Genomic DNA, 21,132 nt, shown 5'->3' with positions numbered 1-21,132 from the left:
CGGTTTTCACGACCAAAGGCTACCCGAGACCTCATCGCCGAGCATGCTCTAATACCGCCAGGCGCTCGATGACGGCGGCGATGATAGCAAAGCCCGCGATGTTGCGGCATTGCCGATACTGTCATCCAACAACAACAAGTCAACGCCCGGGAACTGCCATGCCTTCCTCATCTCACGACACACGCCAGACACTCGGTCACGGACTGGCGCGCAACTTCCTCGGCCAATCGCCGCGCTGGTACAAGCAGTTGATGTGCCTGTTCCTGATCACCAATCCGCTGCTGCTGTGGTTCAGCGGCCCTCAGGGTGGGGTGATCGTCGGCTGGCTGTTGCTGGGCGAATTCATCTTCACGCTGGCCATGGCGCTCAAGTGCTACCCGCTGCAACCCGGCGGCCTGCTGGCGATCGAGGCCGTCGCCATCGGCATGGCCTCCCCGGATGCCATCATGCAGGAGATGGAGCGCAATCTGCCGGTGATCCTGCTGTTGATGTTCATGGTGGCAGGCATCTACTTCATGAAGCCGTTGCTGCTCTATACCTTCACCAAGATCATTCTCGGCGTGCGCTCCAAGACCTGGCTGTCGCTGATGTTCTGTCTGGCCAGCGCCCTGCTGTCCGCCTTCCTGGATGCCTTGACCGTGACCGCGGTGATCATCGGTATCGCGGTGGGCTTCTACTCCGTCTATCACAAGGTGGCGTCAGGCAAGAATTTCGATACCCAGCATGATCACGCCAACGACATCAGTGTCGAGGCGATCCACAGCGAAGATCTCGAGGACTTCCGCGGCTTCCTGCGCTCGCTGTTGATGCATGGTGCCGTCGGTACCGCGCTGGGGGGCGTCAGCACCATGATCGGCGAGCCGCAGAATCTGGTGATCGCCAAGGCCGCCGAGTGGGATTTCCTGTCCTTCTTCCTGCAGATGGCCCCCGTCACCCTTCCCACCTTCTTCGCCGGACTTGCGCTGTGCGTGCTGCTGGAACGCGGCCGCTGGTTCGGCTATGGCCAACGCCTGCCTGCCAGCGTCCGCCGGATTCTCGAGGACTATGATCGCCATCAGGATGCGCGCCGCACCCCGCGCGAGCGCGCAGCGTTGATCGTGCAGGGGGTGGTGGCCATCCTGCTGGTCCTGTCACTGGCGCTGCATCTGGCCGAGGTCGGGCTGATCGGGCTGGCGGTGATCATCCTGTTGACCGCCGTCAACGGCATCACCGATGAGCATCAGATCGGACGCGCCTTCCAGGAAGCGCTGCCCTTCACGTCACTGCTGGTAGTGTTCTTCACCATCGTCGCCGTCATCCACGAGCAGCATCTGTTCCAGCCCTTCATCCAATGGGTGCTCAGTCTGCCGATGGAGGACCAGGCGGGGGCGCTGTTCCTCGCCAACGGACTGCTGTCCGCCATCTCGGACAATGTCTTCGTGGCGACGGTATACATCACTCAGGTAAAGAACGAGTACCTGGCGGGCAACATCAGTCGTGAGCATTTCCACGCGCTGGCGGTGGCGGTCAACACCGGCACCAACCTGCCAAGCGTGGCGACCCCCAATGGTCAGGCGGCGTTCCTGTTCCTGCTGACCTCGGCCATCGCCCCGCTGGTCCGGCTGTCCTACGGGCGCATGGTATGGATGGCGCTGCCCTATACCGTGCTGATGACCCTTGTCGGCCTGGCCACCGTGCGCAGCTTCATCTGATCAGCGGCCCCGGTTGCGTCAGTCTCATCCCAATGTCGAGGTCTCGGGACTTCCCCGCGGCGTCGCTTGCAGGCACTGTGAGACCGAGCGTCTCACGCCAGACGCCCTGACACCTTCACGCAGGAAGAGCGCCAACACCAACGCCAATCACGAGGAGACTGCCATGTCCCGCGCACTGATGCTGCACGACGAGACCCCACGCGCCCGAGTCGTCGAACTCTCCGATGATCAGCTACCCGACCTGCCTGTCACGGTGGCCATCGAGCGTTCCGGCCTCAATTACAAGGATGCGCTGGCCATCACCGGCCGTGGCAAGATCGTGCGCGAGCTGCCCTTCGTGCCGGGCATCGATTTCGCGGGTCGTGTCGAGGCCTCCGATTCGCCGGACTTCCAGCCAGGCGACGAGGTCATCCTGACCGGCTGGGGCGTGGGCGAGCGTCATTGGGGCGGACTGGCCGAGCGCATGCGCGTCAAGCCCGAGTGGCTGGTCAAGCGCCCCGCGAACCTGAGCGCCGAACAGGCCATGGCCTTCGGCACGGCGGGCCTGACTGCCATGCTGTGCGTGATGCGTCTCGAAGAGGCCGGCCTGACGCCCCAGCAAGGCCCGGTGATCGTCACCGGTGCCACTGGCGGGGTCGGCAGCTGGGCAGTGCAGATGCTGGCCGAGCAGGGCTTCGAGGTCCACGCGGTCAGCGGCAAGGCCGAGCAGCGTGAGTGGCTCGAGTCACTGGGCGCGAGCGAGGTCCATCTGCGCAGCGATTTCGAGGAGAAGGGCCGTCCGCTGGAGAAGAGCCGCTGGGCCGGTGCCGTGGATACCGCCGGTGGCCAGGTACTGGCCAACCTGCTGGCGCAGATGCATTACGATGGCAAGGTGGCGGCCGTGGGACTCGCGGCGGGCGCGGACCTGCCCACCAGCGTGATGCCATTCATCCTGCGCGGCGTCTCATTGCTCGGCGTCGACAGCGTGATGATCAATGCCGAGCGTCGCCAGCAGGTGTGGCAACGCCTGGCCGAGGTCTCCAGCGAGCTGCATGCGCGGATGCAGCTGGAGACGGTGGGACTGGATGACATCGCGGCACGTGCCGAGGCCATGATCGACGGCAACATCAGTGGCCGCGTACTGCTGGATCCCGCCCGCTGACATGCCAGCGCGCACCACGAATCGCAGCCGATCACGGAAAAAATGCGCCATTGCCTCGAAAATTGCGCCAAGTCATTGATTGTTGCGGTGCAATACGCCGTTTGAGGTTAGCCAAGGCGGCCTCACGACGCTATGCTCTAGGCATCTCGTTACGCCCTGTCGAGCGTCCCGAGTGCCCTCCCCTCAGCCATGCCGGGCGTGTGGAGGATCACCCCGCCTTCGGGCGGGGTTTTTTGTGCCTGTCACACAGGCCATGAAGACGAAAGCCCCCGCCAGCTGGCGGGGGCTTTCGTGTCATGCAGTCACGGCCGATGGATCAATTGCGCTCGATCATCGCGGTCAGGTCCTCCGCGACCGGATCCAGCACCTGCGGCCAGGAAAGATACGGTACGGCGGCACGCCCGTTGACCATCACGGCAAAGGCTCCCCAGCGGCCTGTCTGGGTGCGGAAGTAGCCCGAGATGGCGCGCACCGGCACAGGATTGTTGAGCGTTCCCGTCTTGACCATCACGTGGTTGCGGAAGGTCTCGCTGCCGCGCCGAATGAAGCGCATCGGACCATTGGCCGGTGCCTGAAGCCCAGCAACGAAAGTGGGGAACAGGGCCGGACGGTGGTACATGCTGTCGAGCAACGCGATCAGACCATTGACGCTGGTACGGTTCTGCGAGGTCAGACCACTACCTGAATACAGCGTCAGCGGACCGTGACCCGGGATCGCGCTGGCGAAGGTCTCAAGCTTGGCACCTCCCTGACGCAGCGTGGCCTGACTGCCACCGACCAGTGCCAATGTCAGCTGGTCGGCCATGAAGTTGTTGGAGTAGTTGAGCATCCGCGTCAACAGCTCCTGCATCGGCTTGCCCTCGACACTCCCCAGCTGTACCGCACTGGAAGGCGGTGCCGTGGTGGTGATGTCCACGCCGCCCGTGACCGCGATGCCGGCACGCGCCAGCATGTCGCGCATCAGCTCGCCGGTATACAGCGCCGGATTGGACACGGCACGGTAGATGCTGCGCGGCTGGCTGTCGGCGGCGATGGTGCCACTGACGACCAGCGTATCGCGCCCGTTGCTGGTGGTACGCCGCGCATTGAGGGCATTCTTTCCGCCGGCCGCGACGGTGGTGACCTGATTGTCGAAGATCTCGGTGGGCTGGGTCGTGTCACAGCTGGCAAGTCGCGCCGGCGCCTGACTGCCCGCCCCCGGCATCACCTTCACGCACCAGCTGGCATAGTTGCTGGCCGCGGACGACAGCAGCGCATCATAGGCGTTGCTCGAGCGACGCGAGGCATTGCAGCGATCGGTACTGATGCATGGCACCGGCCCGAAACGCCACTGACTGACCAGCAGGCGTCCCTCGATACGCCGGATGCCTCTGAAGCGCAGCTCTTCGGTCAGACGCCACAGTTCTTCACTGGTCAATGCCGGGTCACCACTGCCCTCGAGCACCAGATCGCCGGTCAACACGCCGTCATTGATCGAGCCCGTGCTGCGCAGACGTGTGGAGAAGCGATACTGCGGCCCGAAACGGTCCAGCGCCGCGCCGGCGATATAGAGCTTGGACAGCGAAGCCGGCGTCAGTTGCTGGTCGGGATTGACCGAGGCCAGCGTCTCGCCGGTGTCCAGCATGCGAGCCTGGGCACTGACGATGAAGCCCTTGTCAGCCAGGCGAGTGAGGTTGTCGAACCCGGCTGCCTGCGCCGGCCCGGTCGCCACCAGGGTAGCGCCGGCGGCGATGGCCAGTCCGCGCAGCGAGCGCGTGAAGCGCAGCGGCATTCCCGACACCGCGGGGTGTGCCGCTGCCTTGAACGGGCGAAGCAGCGAAGAGAGCAACGTGGGCAGCAACGCAGGTCGCGCAGAGGTTGGTGCAGTGCGAAGTAGAGGCATGAGGCATCCAGTGACGTCGTCGGTGAGCATCCATGTCACAGCCGGATTGGCGCCGTGATGCCTCTAGCTTAATGAGGAGTGGCGCTGGAAAACAGATGCAGGACGGCAACTCCCCCCACGATCATCGCCAGACCCAGGATCGCCGGCAGGTCCGGCATCTCGCGATAGACCACCGCGCCGAACAGGGTGACCAGCACGATCCCCAGTCCAGACCACACCGCATAGGTGACGCCCAGCGGCAGGTCCCGCAGCACCAGCGTCAGAAGATAGAAGGCGATGCCGTACCCCACCACCACGATCAGGCTGGGGCCGAGTCGCGAAAAGGACTCGGAGGCCTTGAGCGCACTGGTCGCGATGACCTCTGCCAGTATTGCCAGCGCCAGAAAGACATAACTCATCGACTCACCTCATGGAATGTGGTGACGGGTGCTTCCGCTCACGGGCAGCCTTGCGTGCCAGCAGGCGGGTCATGACCGCGTCGAACAGTGGATTGAAGATCATGGCCCAGACAAGGAAGAAGGCCACGAAACCAAGGTCCAGCAACAGTGCCTGCCATAGCCCGATCTCCAGCCAGGCCGCGACGAGGAAGACCGTCACCAGCACCAGTCCCAGCTCGAAGCCGAGTGCCTGGGTGATGCGCTGAAGCATATTGCGCTGGCGAGTCGGTACCCAGCGGTCGAACATCCAGTTCCAGACCGTACTCCAGATCACGGCCAGCGTGGACATCACCACGGCCAGGCTCCCCATGCTCGCCAGATCATGCCCCGTCAACATGGCGGACAGCGGGGCCACGATCAGAATGCCGCCCAGCTCCAGCAACCCAGCCTGTGCCAATCGCTCTTTGTTGGAACGCATCACCGAGACTCCTGCTCAGACTTCGCACATGATGCCGTGCGGCTGTGCGAGGTGGATATGTCAGGCATTCTAGAGGTCATGGAGATGGATAAAAGTTAGTATCCATCTAGTATTCAGATGGATCGAGGCGAGAGGCAAGGCAATGAACTGGACACTGGAACAGCTGACGACGCTGCGTTGCGTGGCGGAAACGGGGTCTTTCTCCGCCGCGGCACGTCGTCTGGGCCGTGCGCAGTCCGCCGTCAGCACCGCCATCGCCAATCTGGAGATGGACCTGGGCTGCGAGCTGTTCGATCGCACCCCGCGTACCCCCATCCTGACACCTGCAGGCAAGGCACTGCTGCACGAAGCCAATAGCGTGCTGGTGCAATGCCAACGCCTGGAGGCCCGTGCACGCACCCTCAGCGAGGGCCTGGAAGCCAGCCTGACTTTGGCGATCGATGAAGCGCTGGTGGAGATGCCACCCGTGATGGAAGTACTGGAAAAGATGGCGGTGCAGTATCCGACACTGACACTGAATCTGCTCAATGGGGCTCAGGATGAAGTGGCGCGCTGGGTGGAGCAGCACGAGGCCAACCTCGGCATCCTGTTCTGCCAGCCGCTCTGTGCCATGGCACTGGAGCGGGAGGCTCTGGGACGACTGGAGCAGGTGCTGATCGTCGCCCGCGACCATCCCCTGGCACAGCTCGAGAGCCCGACCCACAGCGATCTGGCGGATCACCGTCAATTGATGATCGGTCAGCGTCAGCAGCTGGGCCCCGGCCAGGAAGCTCCTCGTTCACAGCGTTTCTGGCAGCTCAACAGCTTCTATGCCATGGCGGAACTGACGACACGTGGCCTGGGCTGGGCACAGGTGCCACGTCACATCGCCCATTACCCGCCCTTCCAGAAGCGGCTGACGATACTGGACCTGAGTGCACTGGGCGCCACCGCCGATATCGATATCGAATTGATCTCGCGACGTGACAGCCCCCGCGGCCCTGCCGCCAGCTGGCTGCGCCAATCACTGCGCGACACCTTCCGTGACAGTCACGCCGCCATCGCCAACCAGAACCTGCCGCCGGCATGACACGCCTCACACCTGCAGGGGGTAACGCTCAGGCGTGTGCTCGAGCTGGCATTCAAGGCGCCACAGCGCCTGACCGGACTCATGATACTTGCGCTCGAAGTGGGTCAGATAATCGCCGTGCGGGACAAAGGCCTCTGCCGTCACCTCGACACCGGTGGCATGACCGATGGCCTGAGCGAATTCCAGTGCGTAGATCTGCCAGTTGGTGCGCAGCTCGAGCCGACCGCCCAATGCCATGATGATCGGAAATACCGGATGGCCTTGCCAGCGCATCTTGAGGTGACGCGCCTTGGGATAGGGATTGGGATACAGCAGGGTGTGATGAGCCGGCGCCCAGCCTGCCGCCAGTGCGAGACGCCAGAAATCAACGAGATCAGCACGTACCAGCAACGCGTTGTCCGGAAGCTCGCCGTGCTTGCGAGTGAGGCGGTCCTCGCTGCGATCGACCCCGATCACCGCATGATCCGGATGGGCCAGTGCCAGCAGGCGGGTCGAGCGCCCGACGCCACAGCCGCTGTCCAGCCACAAGGGCTTGTCCTGTTCCGCCAGCCAGCGTTGCGCCTGTTCAAACGCCTCACGCGTGTGCTCCGCGACTGGCTTGCGAAGCGGATGTGCCATCGCACGGCGTACGCGCCGCTCGATGTCCTCGTGGGGGCCGGTCTGGGGAGAGTCGATCTGACGGGAGTTGGCGTACATCGGAATTCCGGTGGCAGGCGAGCAGAAAATGGACGAGGGAATTCTAGCAGATTCCTCTTTCGGGAATCCGCCGCGCCCCGCTCGGTCTGGCGGCAATCGCCGGCAGGCAACGCACAAAAAAAGGCGCATGCCTCTCGGCACGCGCCTACACCAACTCTAGCGACTCAAACAGCCCCTGAAGCATCTCATCCGTCACGCCCATAATCAAACAAACGATTGATCTTTTTTCGTGACCCAGGACCTCGGTGGAATGGCCTACCCTGCAACGCAGGATATCGCACAGTGTTCGCAGCGAGTCCTCGCTAGCGCCGCAGCCTGAGAGCAGGGTGCATGACGCCTGTATTGAGGGGGTGTTATCATCGCGGCATCATTTGGACGAATGCCCGCAGAGGCGTCGCCCAGACCAACGACTCACAGCATTTTTCACGAGGAAAGCGGCTTGTCACACTTACCGGTGATCGTCGGCATGGGCGGAGTCAACGCCGCCGGCAGGACTTCGGGTCATCAAGCCTTCCGGCGCACGGTGCTCGAGACTCTGTCGGAGACGGACCGCCAGGAGACCCTGCTGGGCCTTGCATCGCTCATGAATCTCGCCCGCTGCGACGAGCAGGGTCAGTGGTTCGATGCCGAAGGCCAGCCCGCCGAGGCACAGGCACTCGCGGCTCGTCTGGAAGAGCAGGTACTGGCACATTCCCTGATTCGTCGCATCGAAGACGAACGCTTCAATGACGCCGGGATTCCCGCCAACCGCCAGTCACGCCTGACGTTGACCGAGGCCCTGAGCTTCACCCTGCGCAGCCGCCAGCTGCCGGAGCAGCCACCCGCCGCGTGGCAGATCCGCGAGCTGGACAATCGTCGCGTCGAAGTCACGGTGCCGGCAGGCGAATTCGATGTCCTGCTGCCGGACAACCGCAGGGCACTGGTCCGCGCCGCCGGTCAGCTGCCCAGCGGCTTCGCGCCGGAGCAGCTCTACCGCAGCGTGCATCACCCTCGCGGCCTGTCGATGACCATCTTCGGCGCCAGTGATTGCCTCGGCGACAGCGGACTTGACTGGGACTCGCTGCGCGACAGCCTCGACCCCGACGACATTGCCGTCTATGCCGGCAACTCGATCGGCCAGATGGACACTGAAGGCTGGGGCGGACTGATGAAGTCCTTCGTGGCCGGCGAGCGCGCCACCTCCAAGCAGATGCCGCTGGGCTATGCCCAGATGCCGGCCGACTTCCTGAATGCCTATGTGCTTGGCAATGTCGGGGGAGCCGGTGCCGCGATGGGTGCCTGCGCCAGTTTCCTCTACAACCTGAAGCTGGGCCTGAATGACATCCGCAGCGGACGCCGTCGCGTGGTGATGGTAGGCACGGCGGATGCGCCCATCACGCCGGAAGTCATTGAAGGGTTCCGCAGCATGGGAGCGCTGGCCGATGACGAGAGTCTCAAGGCCCTCGATGCGCTGGAAGTCCTCACTGACAGCGATTACCAGAAAGCCTGCCGTCCCTTTGCGCGCAACTGCGGTTTCACCATCGCCGAAGCGACCCAGTTCGTGATTCTGATGGCGGACGAGCTGGCGCTGGAGACCGGCGCTCGCATCCTGGGCAGTGTCCCGGATGTCTTCGTCAATGCGGATGGCTGGAAGCGGTCCATCTCGGCACCGGGCGTCGGCAATTACATCACGCTGAGCAAGGCGGTGGCGCTGGCGCGAGACATCGTCGGTGATGAAGGCGTACGCCAGCGCAGTTTCGTGCATGCGCACGCCACCTCCACACCGAAGAACCGCACGACCGAATCCCATGTGCTCAACGAAGTGGCGCGGGCCAACGGTATCGAAGCATGGCCTGTCGTGGCGGTGAAGACCTTCGTCGGCCACAGCCAGGGCAGCGCGGCGGGTGATCAGACGGTCTCGGCACTCGGCAGCATGACCACCGGCATTCTGCCGGGCATTCCGACGCTGGATGCCATCGCCGATGACGTCCATCACAGCCATCTCGACATCCGACGCGAAGCTCGCGAATTCTCGGCCGATGTCGCCTTCATCAATGCCAAGGGATTCGGTGGCAACAACGCCAGCGGCGTGGTGCTGTCGGCCGATGTCACGCTGAAGCTGCTGACAGCGCGACATGGTGACGACGCCCTGGCGGCCTGGCGTGAGCGCAGCGGCCTCTGTGAGCAGCGTCGGGCGGACTATCTGGACAAGGCGCAGCGCGGTGAATTCACGCCGACCTACCGCTTCGGCGAGGGTGTGCTGGAAGGGCCGGAGCTTGAGATCACTGATCGCGAGATCCGCATTCCGGGATACGCGAAAGCCGTCTCTCTCAAGGTCGACAACCCCTTCGGGTCACTCTAGCGACACCTCGTGAGCGACTGCCGTGAAGAGCGCTCCCCCAGCCTGCTGGCCACAGCAAGGCTGGGGGTTCTACACTCGGACTGGCCACCAGCTTTCGCTCGTTGCCCGCAGGCGTCTTGCACCAAGACCAGAGCGCAGGCTTCTCACCCTTCGTCGTCCATTGCAGCAAGGCCGTCCGCGATGGCCCGCTGACAGAGCACGAGTTCGTCATGCCCAAGAACATTGCCGTCTACCCCGGCACCTTCGATCCGATCACCAATGGCCATACCGACCTGATCGAGCGTGGAGCTCGCCTGTTCGACAAGGTCATCGTCGCGGTCGCCTACAGCCCGAGCAAGCAACCCGCCCTTCCACTGGAACTGCGCATCGAGCTTGCCCGACAGATTCTCTCGCATCTCGACAATGTCGAGGTCATCGGCTTCAGTTGTCTGCTGACGGAGCTGCTGGAACAGCAGAATGCGCGTATCATTCTGCGCGGCCTGCGCGCGGTATCCGACTTCGAGTACGAGCTGCAACTGGCCAACATGAACCGGGCACAGGCGCCGCACGTCGACAGCCTGTTCCTGACCCCGGAACTGCAGAACTCCTATATTTCATCGACCATCGTGCGCGAAATCTCGCGACACGGGGGTGATGTGTCGCGTCTGGTGCACCCGATAGTGGCCGAGGCTCTTGCCAGCCACTTCAATCCGCCCGGCGCCGACACCGCCACAAGCTGAGGACACCACCATGGCCCTGATCATCACTGATGAGTGCATCAACTGCGACGTCTGCGAGCCGGAATGTCCCAATGGCGCCATCTCGCCGGGTGAAGAGATCTATGTCATCGACCCGGACCTGTGCACCGAGTGCGTCGGCCACTTCGATGAGCCGCAATGCCAGCAGGTCTGCCCGGTTGACTGCATCCCGCTCGACCCGGCCAACAAGGAAAGCCAGGAAGAGTTGATGGAGAAGTATCAGATCATCACGGCAGCGCTGGGCAACTGACCTGCACCTGCCCGCCACCACGAGCGCCTGCCCCTGTCAGGCGCTCGTGGTGGCCTGGCACTCCTGGCAACGCCTGTAGAAGCCATGTCCTGACTCCCTCCTTGGCAGCGTTCCTCTCCCTCCTGTCCTGTCGCCTCTCCTTTCTCCTCCCGCTTGCTCGTCTCTCTTCTATTGTTTTCTCTCTTCTCTATTCTCTCTTTTCAACCTCTTCCATCCTGCGTGCTTCGCGATGTGCGATGACCGCACGAGTCTCAATGCCAACGGTCAGCCGCTGACACCGTGCAGGACGGCTCGGCTTGCGCGACTCACCGGGAGGCAGGCGCCTCGCACTTTCATCAGCGATAAAGAATATGATGGTTGATAGCGAGACGATCGGTTAATTTCTGTTAGTACACAGTAACAGAAGTATTCTATCCTGTAGGGATACAGTCACCGATCGCCCTTCACGCGCACGGAATGCACATGTCATCACGCCAACTGCCGTCAGCCCTGAAAATGCCAGCCTTAAAAGCCCATACTCCACTTCCCGCCTCGGGATTGGTCGGTCTGGCCGGAATGCTGGTCTTGATGGTGCTGCTGATCCTGCTGCCACGCCCCGATATCTTCACGTCAGTCGCGCAATACCTCATCCCGCATTCACTGCTTGAGATCGGTGCGGTACTGGTCGCCTCGATGGCGGCCATCTCCATCTTCCAGGGCCATCGCAGCACGGTCCCCGTCAGCTTCGTGGTGATGGGCTGTGCCTTTCTGCTCTCGGCCTTCTTCGACCTGATTCATATCTTCAGCTATGACGGCATGCCGAACTTCGTCAGTGAGGCGTCGGTACAGAAAGCCATCCACTTCTGGCTGGCGGGGCGGACGGCCTTCGTCGTGGCGCTGCTGGCACCCTGCCTGATCACCTCACGCCCGATGACGCGCCGCCGGCTGCCACTGGCGTTCGTCTTGACGCTTGTCATTGGCCTGCTGGTCAGCTGGGTAGGGCTCTATCATCTTGACTACCTCCCCGCGACCTTCATCCCCGGAAGCGGCCTGACGGCGTGGAAGATCGGTTACGAATGGGTACTGGCGATCGGATCCCTGATCGCCGCGATCCTGCTACTCAGCTCCCGACGTCTGCCCGAGGGCACCAACATCAGCTGGCTGGCCGTCGCCGCGCTTGCCACTGGCCTCTCGGAGCTCTGCTTCACCCTGTATGCCACTGCCCACGACGTCTTCAATCTCCTGGGGCACCTGTACAAGGTGGCCGCCTACGGCATGCTCTACCACGCCATCTATTCCTCACGCCTGGTCTACCCCTACCAGCGACTCAAGGACATGAGCAGTGCGCTGGCAGAAGCGGAACAGCGCTGGCAGTTCGCGCTGGAAGGTTCAGGCGCCGGTGTCTGGGACTGGAAGCAGGACAGCGATCAGGTCTTCTACTCTCCGCAGTGGAAAGCGACGCTGGGCTATGAAGAAGAGGACATTGGCAGCAGCTTCGACGAATGGAAATCGCGCATACACCCTGACGACATGCAGCGGACGCTGGAAGACCTCAAGCAACACTTCGAGGGGCACAGCGTCGAGTACCGCAACGAGCATCGCATGCTGACCCGCAGCGGCGAATGGAAGTGGATTCTGGATCAGGGAAGAGTCGTCGAACGCTCACCGGACGGTCGACCATTGCGCATGATCGGCACTCACAGCGATATCGACTGGATCAAGGAACAGCAGCAACGCCTGATCACCAGTCGGGCACGGCTGCGCTCCATCTACCATTCGGCCCCCGTGGGCATCATCGTGGCAGATTGCAGCGGCACCATCGTCGATGCCAACTCCGCCATGCACAACCTGCTGGGCAGAGGTGAAGCCGAGCTCTTCCAGCAGTCCCTCTGGGGGCTGTTCTCCCTCGAGGAAGTCAGTCGCCTGAAGCGTGCCTGGGGGCAGCTCCAGCGCGAGGGCGGCAACTTCCAGGACGAATACCACATGCAGACCGCGCGCGGGCATCTGTTCTGGGCGGAAGTCACCCTTACTCCGCTTGAAGGCGAGGATCGCACCCTGGTGCTGGTCAACAACATCGAGGACCGTCGCCGCGCCATCGAATTGCTGGAGGAGAACGCGACGCTCTACCAGGAAGTCTTCAGTACCGGCAACGCCATCAAGCTGCTGATCGATCCGGAACTGGCTGAAATCATCGATGCCAACCCGGTCGCCGCCGATTTCTACGGCTACAGCATCGGTGAGATGTGTGGGATGCCCCTGGGACGCATCAACGTGCTGGCAAGCCAGACGCTCTCGAAGCGCATCCGTTCGGTAGTCAACCGTACTGACAACCACTTTGAGGCCAGCCATCAGCTGGCCAACGGCGAACTGCGTGACGTCGAGATCTTCACAGGCCCGGTTGACCTCAATGGCCGCACCCTGCTGTTTTCGATCGTGCACGACATCACGGATCGCAAACGCGCGCAACGAGACCTCCAGATCGCCAATCTCAAGCTGTCGCGCCTCTCGGAGAGCCGCACCCAGATCCATCATCTTTCGGAACGCCTGTTGACCTGCTCACGACTGGACGAGATCGTCACCCAGCTCAATGTGCGCCTGCCCAGCCTGTTCGCCGGCTGCGAGGGCACGCTGCAACTGGCAGATCCGGCGGATCACCAGCAGAAGACACATATCCAGTGGGGGACGGCTCCCACGGAAGTCTGCGTACTCAATCACTCACTGAGCGTCGGGGATACGGTGATCGGCAACTTCACGCTGCAGATCCCCTCTGACAGCGAGAGTCAGGAGCACCTCCGCCCGCTGGCAGAGGACGTCTGTCAATTGATCATGCTGGCGCTGGCTGACCTGCAACTGAAACAGGGGCTGGCCCATGAGGCACGTCGGGACACACTCACTCGACTCTACAATCGCCGGCATCTGGATGAAGTGCTGCCACAGAAACTGGCAGAAGCCAGCATCGGCAACCCCCTTTCACTGGTAGTTCTGGATCTGGACAACTTCAAACAGGTCAACGATACCTACGGTCATGAGATGGGGGACCAGGTTCTGTCTCGCCTCGCCAGCATCATCCGCGAGTCGCTGCGCAGCTCGGATGAAGCCTGCCGTTATGGTGGGGAAGAGTTCGTCATTCTGATGCCGGGGGCCAGCGCTGCCGTGACACGCGCACGCGTCGAAGCCATCCTTGAAGCCTTCCGGGAAGAAAGTTTCGAGCATGACACCCTGGGACAGCTGACAGGGCTGAGCTTCTCCGCCGGCGTCGCCAATGCTCCCCACGACAGCCAATCGACCGACACGTTGTTCAGCATGGCCGACAACGCGCTCTATCAGGCCAAGCGCTCGGGCCGTCAACGCGTTCTGTGCTTCAACAATCTGCCCCCCACCGAAGACCGTCGAGTCACGTCCTCTCCCAGATGAGGCCTCGTGATATTGCAGCGCTCGAGTTCAGCCTCTTTCCGCTGACCCCGCACACGACACCGCCGGCCATGATGGCCGGCGGTGTCGTGTGCGGGGTCTTGTCACATTCCTGCATGGCTCTGGACAGGCGATGCTTCAAGTCGCCCCCCAGCGGGAGTCAGTCCCAGTCAACACGCGTCGTCTTGCAGCCAAGGCAGCGCGCGAAGGTTGCCTGCGCCGGTGTAGCCACCAGCACACGAGCAGTCTCATCGATATTCTGCCCCATGGCCGCGAACGGAGCCGAAACGACAAACAGCGCTGCCCCCACGACCGTCGTCGCCAACAGCAGAGGGCGCCCGACAAGCGCATCAGCCACCATCATGCCGGCACTCGGAGTATCATCCCCCTGCTCGCTGGGCAACTCGATGGCATAGGCGGGAGATGCCAGCATCAGTGTCATGCCCGCAGCCGCGATTCCGTTGCGCAGCCACATGCCCGACTGAAAAATCATGGATTTCATGCTCAGGTCCCTTGCGTATGGACGCTCCAAGCGTCCCTGTTATGAGTCTATACACTGGGGCAAGCACCACCAGCGCCTGACAAGCCGTGTCATCCATCTCACGTTCTCTAGATTAGCGCTCCGAAAGCCATACGCCCAGCTCTCTACCCTCATGCTGTGGTCAACGCCAACGGACTCACGCCGCGTCACCCGCGCTGCTCCTTTTACTGATTCAGCATCACCCACTACGGCAACGATCCCCAATGACCGATTCTTCACGACAAGCCGCCCCCTCTTCTCCATCGGCCGCTCGCACCGACCGCCATCTCTGGCAGCTCGCCTGGCCGATCATCCTTTCCAATATCTCGGTGCCGATGCTCGGACTGGTGGATACCGCCGTGGTCGGGCATCTGGAAGATGCGATCTATCTGGGTGCCGTCACGCTGGGCGCGGTGCTGTTCAGCTTCCTTTACTGGGGCTTCGGCTTCCTGCGCATGGGCACGACCGGCATGACGGCCCAGGCACATGGCCGTGGTGATCACGACCGGCTGCGAACGCTGCTCGGACAGGGCATTCTGCTGGCACTGGCCATCGGCATGCTGCTGATGCTGCTCGGCTCACCGCTCATTTCGCTGGGCCTGGGCTTGATGGAGGCCAGCGAGACCACTCGCGCACTGGCCCATGACTACGCCAGCATTCGCCTGTGGTCGGCACCCGCCGTACTGATCAATTACGTGATACTGGGCTGGTTTCTGGGCCTGGGGAATTCACAGGTGACGCTGGGTATCCTGGTGCTGACCAATGTGCTCAATATCGTGCTGGATCTCGCCTTCGTCCCAGGCCTGGGGATGACCAGTGATGGCGTGGCCCTGGCCAGCGTGATCGCGGATTACTGCGGGTTGGCGGCCGGCCTGTGGCTGGTGTCACGTCAACTCTCCCGCATGCCGGGTCACAGTGATCGCGCCGCCCTCTTGTCACTGTCCGCCTGGAGCGTACTGATCCGCGTCAATCAGCACCTCTTCGTGCGCACCCTGTGTCTATTGGGCGCCACGGCCTATTTCACGTCCCAGGGAGCCAGCTTCGGGGACGAGACTCTGGCGGCCAATGCCGTGCTGCTGCAATTCGTGATGATCACGTCCTACGGGCTCGATGGTTTCGCGCAGGCTGCTGAATCCGAGGTCGGCCGCGCCGTGGGACAGGGAGACTGGCAGCGCTTCACTCGCAGCGTCAGGGCGGCTACGCGCTTCTCGTTGGTCACTGCCGCCGCCGCAAGCCTGCTGCTATGGCTCCTTGGCCCGCAGATGATCGCCCTGCTGACGGACCTGCCCGAGGTACGACAACTGGCAATCACCTATCTGCCCTGGATGGTCGCCATGCCGTTGGTGGCCGTATGGAGCTACCTGCTGGACGGGATCTTCATCGGTGCCACGGCGACACGTGAAATGCGCAATACGCTGGTGGTCTCCCTGCTGGCATTCATCGGACTGTGGCCCCTGCTCGAGAGCTTCGGAAATCATGGCCTGTGGCTGGCGTTCCTGCTGTTTACCAGCGTTCGTTCTGTCGTGCTCGGCGGCTACTATCTGCATCATCGCCGTCACCACTGGCGCTGAACCCTATCGAGCAGAGCACGCCCTGTGTTGATCCAGCGATGAAGTGCTCGCCAGGCGCATCGGAGCCCTACCCCTCGACCATCGCGCGATACTCTACTGCTATCGGATAGACTAATGTGAGCATGCCAACCCAACTCCCATACCGATAAAAAGCCACAGGGAGCATCACATGCTGCAATCGCTATCCCGGCCAGCCGTCAAGCTGGTCGAGCGCTATCTACCTGACCCCTATATTTTCGTATTGCTGTTGACCGTCGTCGCGGCCGCAGCCGCCATGCTGATCGAGCAACGCTCCCCCGCCGAGGTAATGCGCTACTGGGGCGATGGCTTCTGGAATCTGCTGACCTTCTCCATGCAGATGCTGCTGGTATTGATCTCGGGGTTCATGCTCGCCAATACGCCGCCGGTGAAGAAGGGCCTGGCCAGCATCGCCTCGCTGGCCAGAACGCCTGGCAGTGCCATCATGCTGGTCACCTTCGTCTCGCTGATCGCCAGCTGGATCAACTGGGGCTTCGGTCTGGTGATCGGTGCATTATTCGCCAAGCAGCTGGCCAAGATGATCAAGGTGGATTACCGGCTGCTGATCGCCAGCGCCTACTCAGGTTTCGTGATCTGGCATGCGGGCATCTCGGGCTCGATTCCGCTGACCATCGCCACCGCGGGCCACTTCACCGAGGAGAGCATCGGCATCGTGCCCACCTCGGACACCATCTTTGCCTTCTTCAATATCGCCATCGTCGCGGCGCTGCTGATCATCATGCCGCTGGTCAATCGCGCCATGATGCCCTTCGAGAAGGAAAGCGTGTACGTGGATCCGGCCCTGCTGGAGGAAAAGCCCACCGAGATCAGCGACCAGCCTCGTCCCGCCGAGCGTCTCGAGAACTCACCGATCCTCGCCTGGGTCGTGGGGCTGTTCGGCCTCGCCTGGCTGGTGGATCACTTCGTGATTCGTGGCGGAGGCCTGAATCTCAACGTGATCAACTTCAGCTTCCTGTTCCTGGCCATCGTGCTGCATGGCACGCCGCGCAAGCTGCTGGACAGTCTGAACGAGGCCATCAAGGGCGGCGCCGGTATCGTCATCCAGTTCCCCTTCTATGCCGGCATCATGGCCATCATGGTGCAGTCCGGACTGGCGACTACCCTCTCCGAGGGATTCGTGTCGATCGCCAGCGCCGAGAGCCTGCCGTTCTGGTCCTTCATCAGTGCCGGTATCGTCAATCTGTTCGTACCTTCCGGTGGTGGGCAGTGGGCGGTTCAGGCACCGGTCATGATTCCTGCCGCCCAGGCATTGGGTGCCGACCTGCCACGCGTCGCGATGGCCGTCGCCTGGGGCGATGCCTGGACCAACATGCTGCAGCCTTTCTGGGCACTGCCTGTCCTGGCCATCGCGGGCCTGAAGGCCAAGGACATCATGGGGTTCTGTCTGGTGCAGCTGCTGGTGACCGGTATCATCATCTCACTGGGGCTGACCCTTCTATGAGAAGGTCGCCGTGACGAAATATCTCTGACGAGACGTTCGAACGCCACGACTCCCGGCCCCTCACAACGTCATGCCACCTGGCCCCCGGGGAGTGATTCCTCGGGGGCCAGGTCGTTCAGAGAGTGCTGATATGCCGCTCACAGGGTGCCAAGTGACGCCGAATCCCTCAGACTGTCAGGGACAAGAATCATCCCGCTCCGATACCCGTCCCCAGGGTCACTCGAGCCTTTCTGACCCTGACTCGCTCATCAAGGATTCCTGCATGAATGACACCCAGCCTGATCAGGCCACCCTCAATGACGCCCTCCCCGGTCAGCACCAGTTGATCATGACCGAGTTGATGACACCGGACATGGCCAACTTCAGCGGCAAGGTGCACGGTGGCGCCATTCTCAAGAAGCTGGATGAAGTCGCCTACGCCTGTGCCAGCCGCTACAGCGGCAGCTACGTCGTCACTCTGTCGGTGGACCAGGTGCGCTTCAAGCAGCCGATTCACGTCGGCGAGCTGGTGACCTTCCTGGCCTCCGTCAATCATGTCGGGCGCTCCTCGATGGAGATCGGCATCAAGGTCGTCGCCGAGTCCATCCAGGGTCGCCTGATTCGTCATACCAACAGCTGCTACCTGACCATGGTCGCGGTGGATCCGGACGGCAATCCGGTTCCGGTGCCGCCACTGAACCTGGAAACCCAGGAGCAGAAACTGCGCTTCCACAAGGCCGCGATTCGCAAGAAGCTGCGCAAGCAGGCCGAGGAAGAGGAAAAGCGCCAGGAATCGATGGAATTCTGAGACACCGATCTCGAAAGCCAGTGCAAGATGCGGAGTGCGAGGTAGTCGCCACGTGGCGATACTGGGCGGAACTCCGTCACAGCGAGACGAACGATGACTCCTTCACGAGCGGCACAAGACGCCATCTGGCAACGCCTGCTGGCTCGCCAGTCGATTGCCGGTGAGTCATTGCGCTATGGCGTGATCACCACCGGCATCTTCTGCCGTATCGGCTGTCCCTCACCGCCTCCACGGCGTGACAATGTCAGGTTCTTCCCTGACACCCGCGCCGCGCATGCAGCCGGGCTGCGCGCGTGCCGTCGCTGTCACCCAGAGACGGATTCATCCTCGGACAACCGCGATATCCCCGACATGCCACACTGGCTCATCGCCGTCTGTCGGCAACTGGAAGCCGCCGTCGCCGAGAGCCGGCCGACACCGTCACTGAGCCGTCTGGCCATCCTCACGGGCCTTGGCAGCTCTCACCTTCAGCGCCGCTTCAAGGCCTGGCTCGGCCTGTCGCCCAGCGACTATGCCAGCGGACTGCGCCAGCTGCGCTTTCATGATCTGCTCGAACAAGGGCGCGGTGTCACCGACGCCATCCTCACGGCAGGCTATCGCTCCACCAGCCGTGCCCATGCACGCGCCGGCGGCATGACACCCAGCGCTCGTTCGAAAGGAGGCAGTGGCGAGACACTATTGGCGATGCACTGGCCATGCAGTTTCGGTATGCCCGAGCATCACTGCTGGCTGAGCGCCGCGCTCAGTGAACGTGGAGTGGTGGCCATCCAGCTGACGGATAGCCGTGATGCTGGGCAGAGTGCTCTGGAAGCTCGTCTGCCAGAGGCTGACTGGCAACAGGTGACACCCGACGACGAGGCAGGGCAATCACTGCATGCAATGCTCGGTGCACGCCTGCTGGCACTCTGCGAGACTCCACAGACGAGCCAGACGCTCTTCATCGAGCTGCCGCTGGATGTCCGCGGTACCGCATTTCAGCTGCGTGTCTGGCAGCAACTGAATACCACCCTGAGCGGCGAGACCCTGACCTACCGGCAACTGGCCGAAGCTCTGGGGCGACCCACTGCCAGCCGCGCCGTCGCCAATGCCTGCGGTGCCAACCCCCTCGCCCTGCTGACGCCCTGCCACCGCGTGGTGCGGGGTGATGGTGGTCTCGGTGGCTATCGCTGGGGAGTGGAACTCAAGCAGGCAAGGCTGGCTCAGGAGGCCGAATCCTCCGACAGATCATGAGGCCCGCCAGCGCACAGCGGCTAGAGCGTCGTGCAACGCAACGGCGGCGGGGCATGCAGCACCTCACGGACGATCTCCAGGGCCCGCGTCAGGACCTCACGATTCTCGGCGGCACTCAGGCACAGCCGCAATGCCTGTGGTGGAGGTTCATTGCCGACACAGAAAGGCTCGGCACTGGTGACATGTACCCCGCGCCGAGCCAATGACTCGACCACAGCCTGGCTACGCTGTCCTTCGGGTAGCACCAGCCACAGATCGAACGATGAAGGCCGCGAAGAGAGCGTCCACTCCCCCAGCAGAGTACGTGCCAGTCGCTGGCGCGCCCGCATCTCCTCCACCTGCCAGTCCACCAGTTGTGTCGCATTGCCACTGGTCAGCCAGGCGCAGACCGTTTCCATCAACAGCGGTGCCACCATCCAGCTGTGACTGCGCAGCACCGCGCCAATCCGGGACAGCACTTCCACCGGGGCGCGCAATACGCCCAGACGCAGACCGCCAGCCAGCAGTTTGGAGGTACTGAAGACATACAGGGTGCGCTCAGGAGCCATCTGATAGAGCCGCGTGCCGCACTCCTCGTTGGGCAGATATTGCACCCCATCTTCCAGAATCCAGAAGTCATGATGGCGCGCGAGGGCGACCAGGGCCTCGCGCCGTGCATGAGACAACTGCGCCGCGCCCGGATTGTTCTGCTCGGCCATCACGTAGACCATCCTGGGCACCTGCTGGCGACACAGCCGCGCCAGAGCCTCGACATCCATGCCCTCCTCATCCAGCGGTACTCGCAGCAGCTTCAGGCCCCGCTCAGCACTCGCGGCGATCAGTCCGGGGTAGGTCAGCGCTCCCGTGACCACCGCCTCTCCGGGGGCCAGCAAGGCCGACAGCGCGAGAGTAATGCCATTCTGCCCTCCCTGCGTCAGCATCAGCTCCTCGGGGTCGACCGGCATGCCGAGCTCGCTCATCCAGCTCGCCAGCAATTGGCGATGACTGCCCACCCCGAATTCATTCTGGTATTCGACACTCCGCACCAATGCCTCGGGGGAGTGGCTGATCGCGGTCAGCGCCGCCGCCATCCCCTGCTGCCGCGCCGGATGCGGCGGTGGCAGGCTCATGGTGAGATCCATCACACCAGAGGATGCCGAAAGGGAGTCATCCGACTCCGCCGCGATCCCGAATGATGGCCTGGCATGCAAGGCATGTCCGAAGCGCCTGTCGGGCACAGGCCCCGCGCTGACCGGCGCATTGACGTAGGTTCCGCTCCCCACACGCGCCCTGACCAACCCATGTCGCTCGGCCTCGGCATAGCCGCGTGTCACGGTACCGATCGTCACGCCCAGCGCATCCGCAAGTCGGCGTTGCGGCGGCAGTCGCTCATCCTCCTTGAGCAGGCCTGAGGCGATATCGAGGCGGATGGCCTCCGCCAGCGCACGATAGCGCGGCAGGGTGGGATCAAGTGTCGGAGTCCACATTGTCATGGTGACAAAAAACCTGTTGA

The 21,132-nt window shown here is 62.7% G+C and carries 17 protein-coding genes; 11 read left to right on the top strand and 6 right to left on the bottom strand.

The window, feature by feature from the left end; all coding sequences use genetic code 11:
• Positions 1–158: 158 nt before the first annotated feature.
• The gene (gene nhaB / locus QD228_RS12075; protein WP_279875684.1) at positions 159–1,691 is read left to right on the top strand and encodes a sodium/proton antiporter NhaB; all 1,533 of its coding nucleotides are present in this window, start codon (positions 159–161) and stop codon (positions 1,689–1,691) included.
• Between the two features lie 163 nt (positions 1,692–1,854).
• Positions 1,855–2,832, top strand: coding sequence for an MDR family oxidoreductase (locus QD228_RS12070; RefSeq protein WP_077378051.1), 978 nt, complete (start codon positions 1,855–1,857; stop codon positions 2,830–2,832).
• 316 nt (positions 2,833–3,148) lie between these two features.
• On the opposite strand, the gene dacB is transcribed toward QD228_RS12070, so the two are convergent.
• The 3 genes from dacB to QD228_RS12055 all read right to left on the bottom strand — a co-directional run bounded on the left by dacB (position 3,149) and on the right by QD228_RS12055 (position 5,569).
• On the bottom strand, positions 3,149–4,603 hold the full coding sequence (gene dacB / locus QD228_RS12065; RefSeq protein WP_077378049.1) for a D-alanyl-D-alanine carboxypeptidase/D-alanyl-D-alanine-endopeptidase: 1,455 nt from the start codon (positions 4,601–4,603) through the stop codon (positions 3,149–3,151).
• A gap of 179 nt (positions 4,604–4,782) precedes the next feature.
• A complete protein-coding gene (locus QD228_RS12060; RefSeq protein WP_077378046.1) occupies positions 4,783–5,112 on the bottom strand; it encodes a multidrug efflux SMR transporter in 330 nt (109 codons plus the stop codon).
• Between the two features lie 4 nt (positions 5,113–5,116).
• The gene (locus QD228_RS12055; RefSeq protein WP_077378043.1) at positions 5,117–5,569 is read right to left on the bottom strand and encodes a PACE efflux transporter; all 453 of its coding nucleotides are present in this window, start codon (positions 5,567–5,569) and stop codon (positions 5,117–5,119) included.
• A gap of 142 nt (positions 5,570–5,711) precedes the next feature.
• On the opposite strand from QD228_RS12055, the gene QD228_RS12050 reads away from it, so the two are divergent.
• Positions 5,712–6,638 (top strand): LysR family transcriptional regulator, encoded by a 927-nt coding sequence (locus QD228_RS12050; RefSeq protein WP_077378039.1) that lies wholly within the window; start codon positions 5,712–5,714, stop codon positions 6,636–6,638.
• 6 nt (positions 6,639–6,644) lie between these two features.
• Here the strand turns inward: QD228_RS12050 and QD228_RS12045 are convergent, their stop codons facing one another.
• Positions 6,645–7,334: an SAM-dependent methyltransferase gene (locus QD228_RS12045; RefSeq protein WP_176494265.1), complete on the bottom strand. Its 690-nt coding sequence runs from the start codon at positions 7,332–7,334 to the stop codon at positions 6,645–6,647.
• Between the two features lie 466 nt (positions 7,335–7,800).
• Here QD228_RS12045 and QD228_RS12040 point away from each other — a divergent pair, with 466 nt between their 5' ends.
• From QD228_RS12040 to QD228_RS12025, 4 genes are all read left to right on the top strand, one after another.
• Positions 7,801–9,675 (top strand): beta-ketoacyl synthase, encoded by a 1,875-nt coding sequence (locus QD228_RS12040; protein WP_279875705.1) that lies wholly within the window; start codon positions 7,801–7,803, stop codon positions 9,673–9,675.
• A gap of 209 nt (positions 9,676–9,884) precedes the next feature.
• Positions 9,885–10,394: a pantetheine-phosphate adenylyltransferase gene (gene coaD, locus QD228_RS12035; protein WP_077378212.1), complete on the top strand. Its 510-nt coding sequence runs from the start codon at positions 9,885–9,887 to the stop codon at positions 10,392–10,394.
• Between the two features lie 10 nt (positions 10,395–10,404).
• Entirely contained in the window at positions 10,405–10,662 is a 258-nt protein-coding gene (locus QD228_RS12030; RefSeq protein WP_077378030.1) for a YfhL family 4Fe-4S dicluster ferredoxin, read from the top strand.
• Between the two features lie 462 nt (positions 10,663–11,124).
• Positions 11,125–14,055 carry an MASE3 domain-containing protein gene (locus QD228_RS12025; RefSeq protein WP_279875683.1) on the top strand — a complete coding sequence of 977 codons (2,931 nt, stop codon included), beginning with the start codon at positions 11,125–11,127 and terminating at the stop codon, positions 14,053–14,055.
• A 157-nt stretch (positions 14,056–14,212) separates the two neighbouring features.
• Here QD228_RS12025 and QD228_RS12020 read toward each other — a convergent pair whose 3' ends face one another.
• Complete coding sequence (locus tag QD228_RS12020; protein WP_205632724.1) at positions 14,213–14,554, bottom strand: hypothetical protein; 342 nt, start codon at positions 14,552–14,554, stop codon at positions 14,213–14,215.
• Between the two features lie 242 nt (positions 14,555–14,796).
• Between QD228_RS12020 and QD228_RS12015 the strand changes: the two genes are divergently transcribed.
• From QD228_RS12015 to QD228_RS12000, 4 genes are all read left to right on the top strand, one after another.
• Complete coding sequence (locus QD228_RS12015; RefSeq protein ID WP_279875681.1) at positions 14,797–16,143, top strand: MATE family efflux transporter; 1,347 nt, start codon at positions 14,797–14,799, stop codon at positions 16,141–16,143.
• A gap of 169 nt (positions 16,144–16,312) precedes the next feature.
• A complete protein-coding gene (locus tag QD228_RS12010) occupies positions 16,313–17,623 on the top strand; it encodes a short-chain fatty acid transporter (RefSeq protein WP_077378019.1) in 1,311 nt (436 codons plus the stop codon).
• A gap of 262 nt (positions 17,624–17,885) precedes the next feature.
• Complete coding sequence (locus QD228_RS12005; RefSeq protein WP_077378016.1) at positions 17,886–18,410, top strand: acyl-CoA thioesterase; 525 nt, start codon at positions 17,886–17,888, stop codon at positions 18,408–18,410.
• Between the two features lie 93 nt (positions 18,411–18,503).
• The gene (locus tag QD228_RS12000) at positions 18,504–19,640 is read left to right on the top strand and encodes a methylated-DNA--[protein]-cysteine S-methyltransferase (protein WP_279875679.1); all 1,137 of its coding nucleotides are present in this window, start codon (positions 18,504–18,506) and stop codon (positions 19,638–19,640) included.
• Between the two features lie 20 nt (positions 19,641–19,660).
• On the opposite strand, the gene QD228_RS11995 is transcribed toward QD228_RS12000, so the two are convergent.
• Positions 19,661–21,112 (bottom strand): PLP-dependent aminotransferase family protein, encoded by a 1,452-nt coding sequence (locus tag QD228_RS11995; protein ID WP_279875677.1) that lies wholly within the window; start codon positions 21,110–21,112, stop codon positions 19,661–19,663.
• Positions 21,113–21,132: the final 20 nt, after the last annotated feature.

Source organism: Cobetia sp. 3AK, assembly GCF_029846335.1.
GTDB lineage: Bacteria > Pseudomonadota > Gammaproteobacteria > Pseudomonadales > Halomonadaceae > Cobetia > Cobetia marina.
The sequence above is the reverse complement of the archived record's forward strand: the minus strand, read 5'-3'. Positions and strand labels throughout refer to the sequence as shown.

What these genes read in the sequence shown, in the direction of transcription:
- nhaB (WP_279875684.1), top strand. Translation starts at nt 159, where the DNA reads ATGCCTTCCTCATCTCACGACACACGCCAGACACTCGGTCACGGACTG.
- QD228_RS12070 (WP_077378051.1), top strand. Translation starts at nt 1,855, where the DNA reads ATGTCCCGCGCACTGATGCTGCACGACGAGACCCCACGCGCCCGAGTC.
- QD228_RS12015 (WP_279875681.1), top strand. Translation starts at nt 14,797, where the DNA reads ATGACCGATTCTTCACGACAAGCCGCCCCCTCTTCTCCATCGGCCGCT.
- QD228_RS12060 (WP_077378046.1), bottom strand. Translation starts at nt 5,112, where the DNA reads ATGAGTTATGTCTTTCTGGCGCTGGCAATACTGGCAGAGGTCATCGCG.
- QD228_RS12050 (WP_077378039.1), top strand. Translation starts at nt 5,712, where the DNA reads ATGAACTGGACACTGGAACAGCTGACGACGCTGCGTTGCGTGGCGGAA.
- QD228_RS12025 (WP_279875683.1), top strand. Translation starts at nt 11,125, where the DNA reads ATGTCATCACGCCAACTGCCGTCAGCCCTGAAAATGCCAGCCTTAAAA.
- QD228_RS12030 (WP_077378030.1), top strand. Translation starts at nt 10,405, where the DNA reads ATGGCCCTGATCATCACTGATGAGTGCATCAACTGCGACGTCTGCGAG.
- QD228_RS12045 (WP_176494265.1), bottom strand. Translation starts at nt 7,334, where the DNA reads ATGTACGCCAACTCCCGTCAGATCGACTCTCCCCAGACCGGCCCCCAC.
- QD228_RS12010 (WP_077378019.1), top strand. Translation starts at nt 16,313, where the DNA reads ATGCTGCAATCGCTATCCCGGCCAGCCGTCAAGCTGGTCGAGCGCTAT.
- QD228_RS12000 (WP_279875679.1), top strand. Translation starts at nt 18,504, where the DNA reads ATGACTCCTTCACGAGCGGCACAAGACGCCATCTGGCAACGCCTGCTG.
- QD228_RS12005 (WP_077378016.1), top strand. Translation starts at nt 17,886, where the DNA reads ATGAATGACACCCAGCCTGATCAGGCCACCCTCAATGACGCCCTCCCC.
- QD228_RS11995 (WP_279875677.1), bottom strand. Translation starts at nt 21,112, where the DNA reads ATGACAATGTGGACTCCGACACTTGATCCCACCCTGCCGCGCTATCGT.
- QD228_RS12055 (WP_077378043.1), bottom strand. Translation starts at nt 5,569, where the DNA reads ATGCGTTCCAACAAAGAGCGATTGGCACAGGCTGGGTTGCTGGAGCTG.
- dacB (WP_077378049.1), bottom strand. Translation starts at nt 4,603, where the DNA reads ATGCCGCTGCGCTTCACGCGCTCGCTGCGCGGACTGGCCATCGCCGCC.
- QD228_RS12040 (WP_279875705.1), top strand. Translation starts at nt 7,801, where the DNA reads ATGGGCGGAGTCAACGCCGCCGGCAGGACTTCGGGTCATCAAGCCTTC.
- coaD (WP_077378212.1), top strand. Translation starts at nt 9,885, where the DNA reads ATGCCCAAGAACATTGCCGTCTACCCCGGCACCTTCGATCCGATCACC.
- QD228_RS12020 (WP_205632724.1), bottom strand. Translation starts at nt 14,554, where the DNA reads ATGAAATCCATGATTTTTCAGTCGGGCATGTGGCTGCGCAACGGAATC.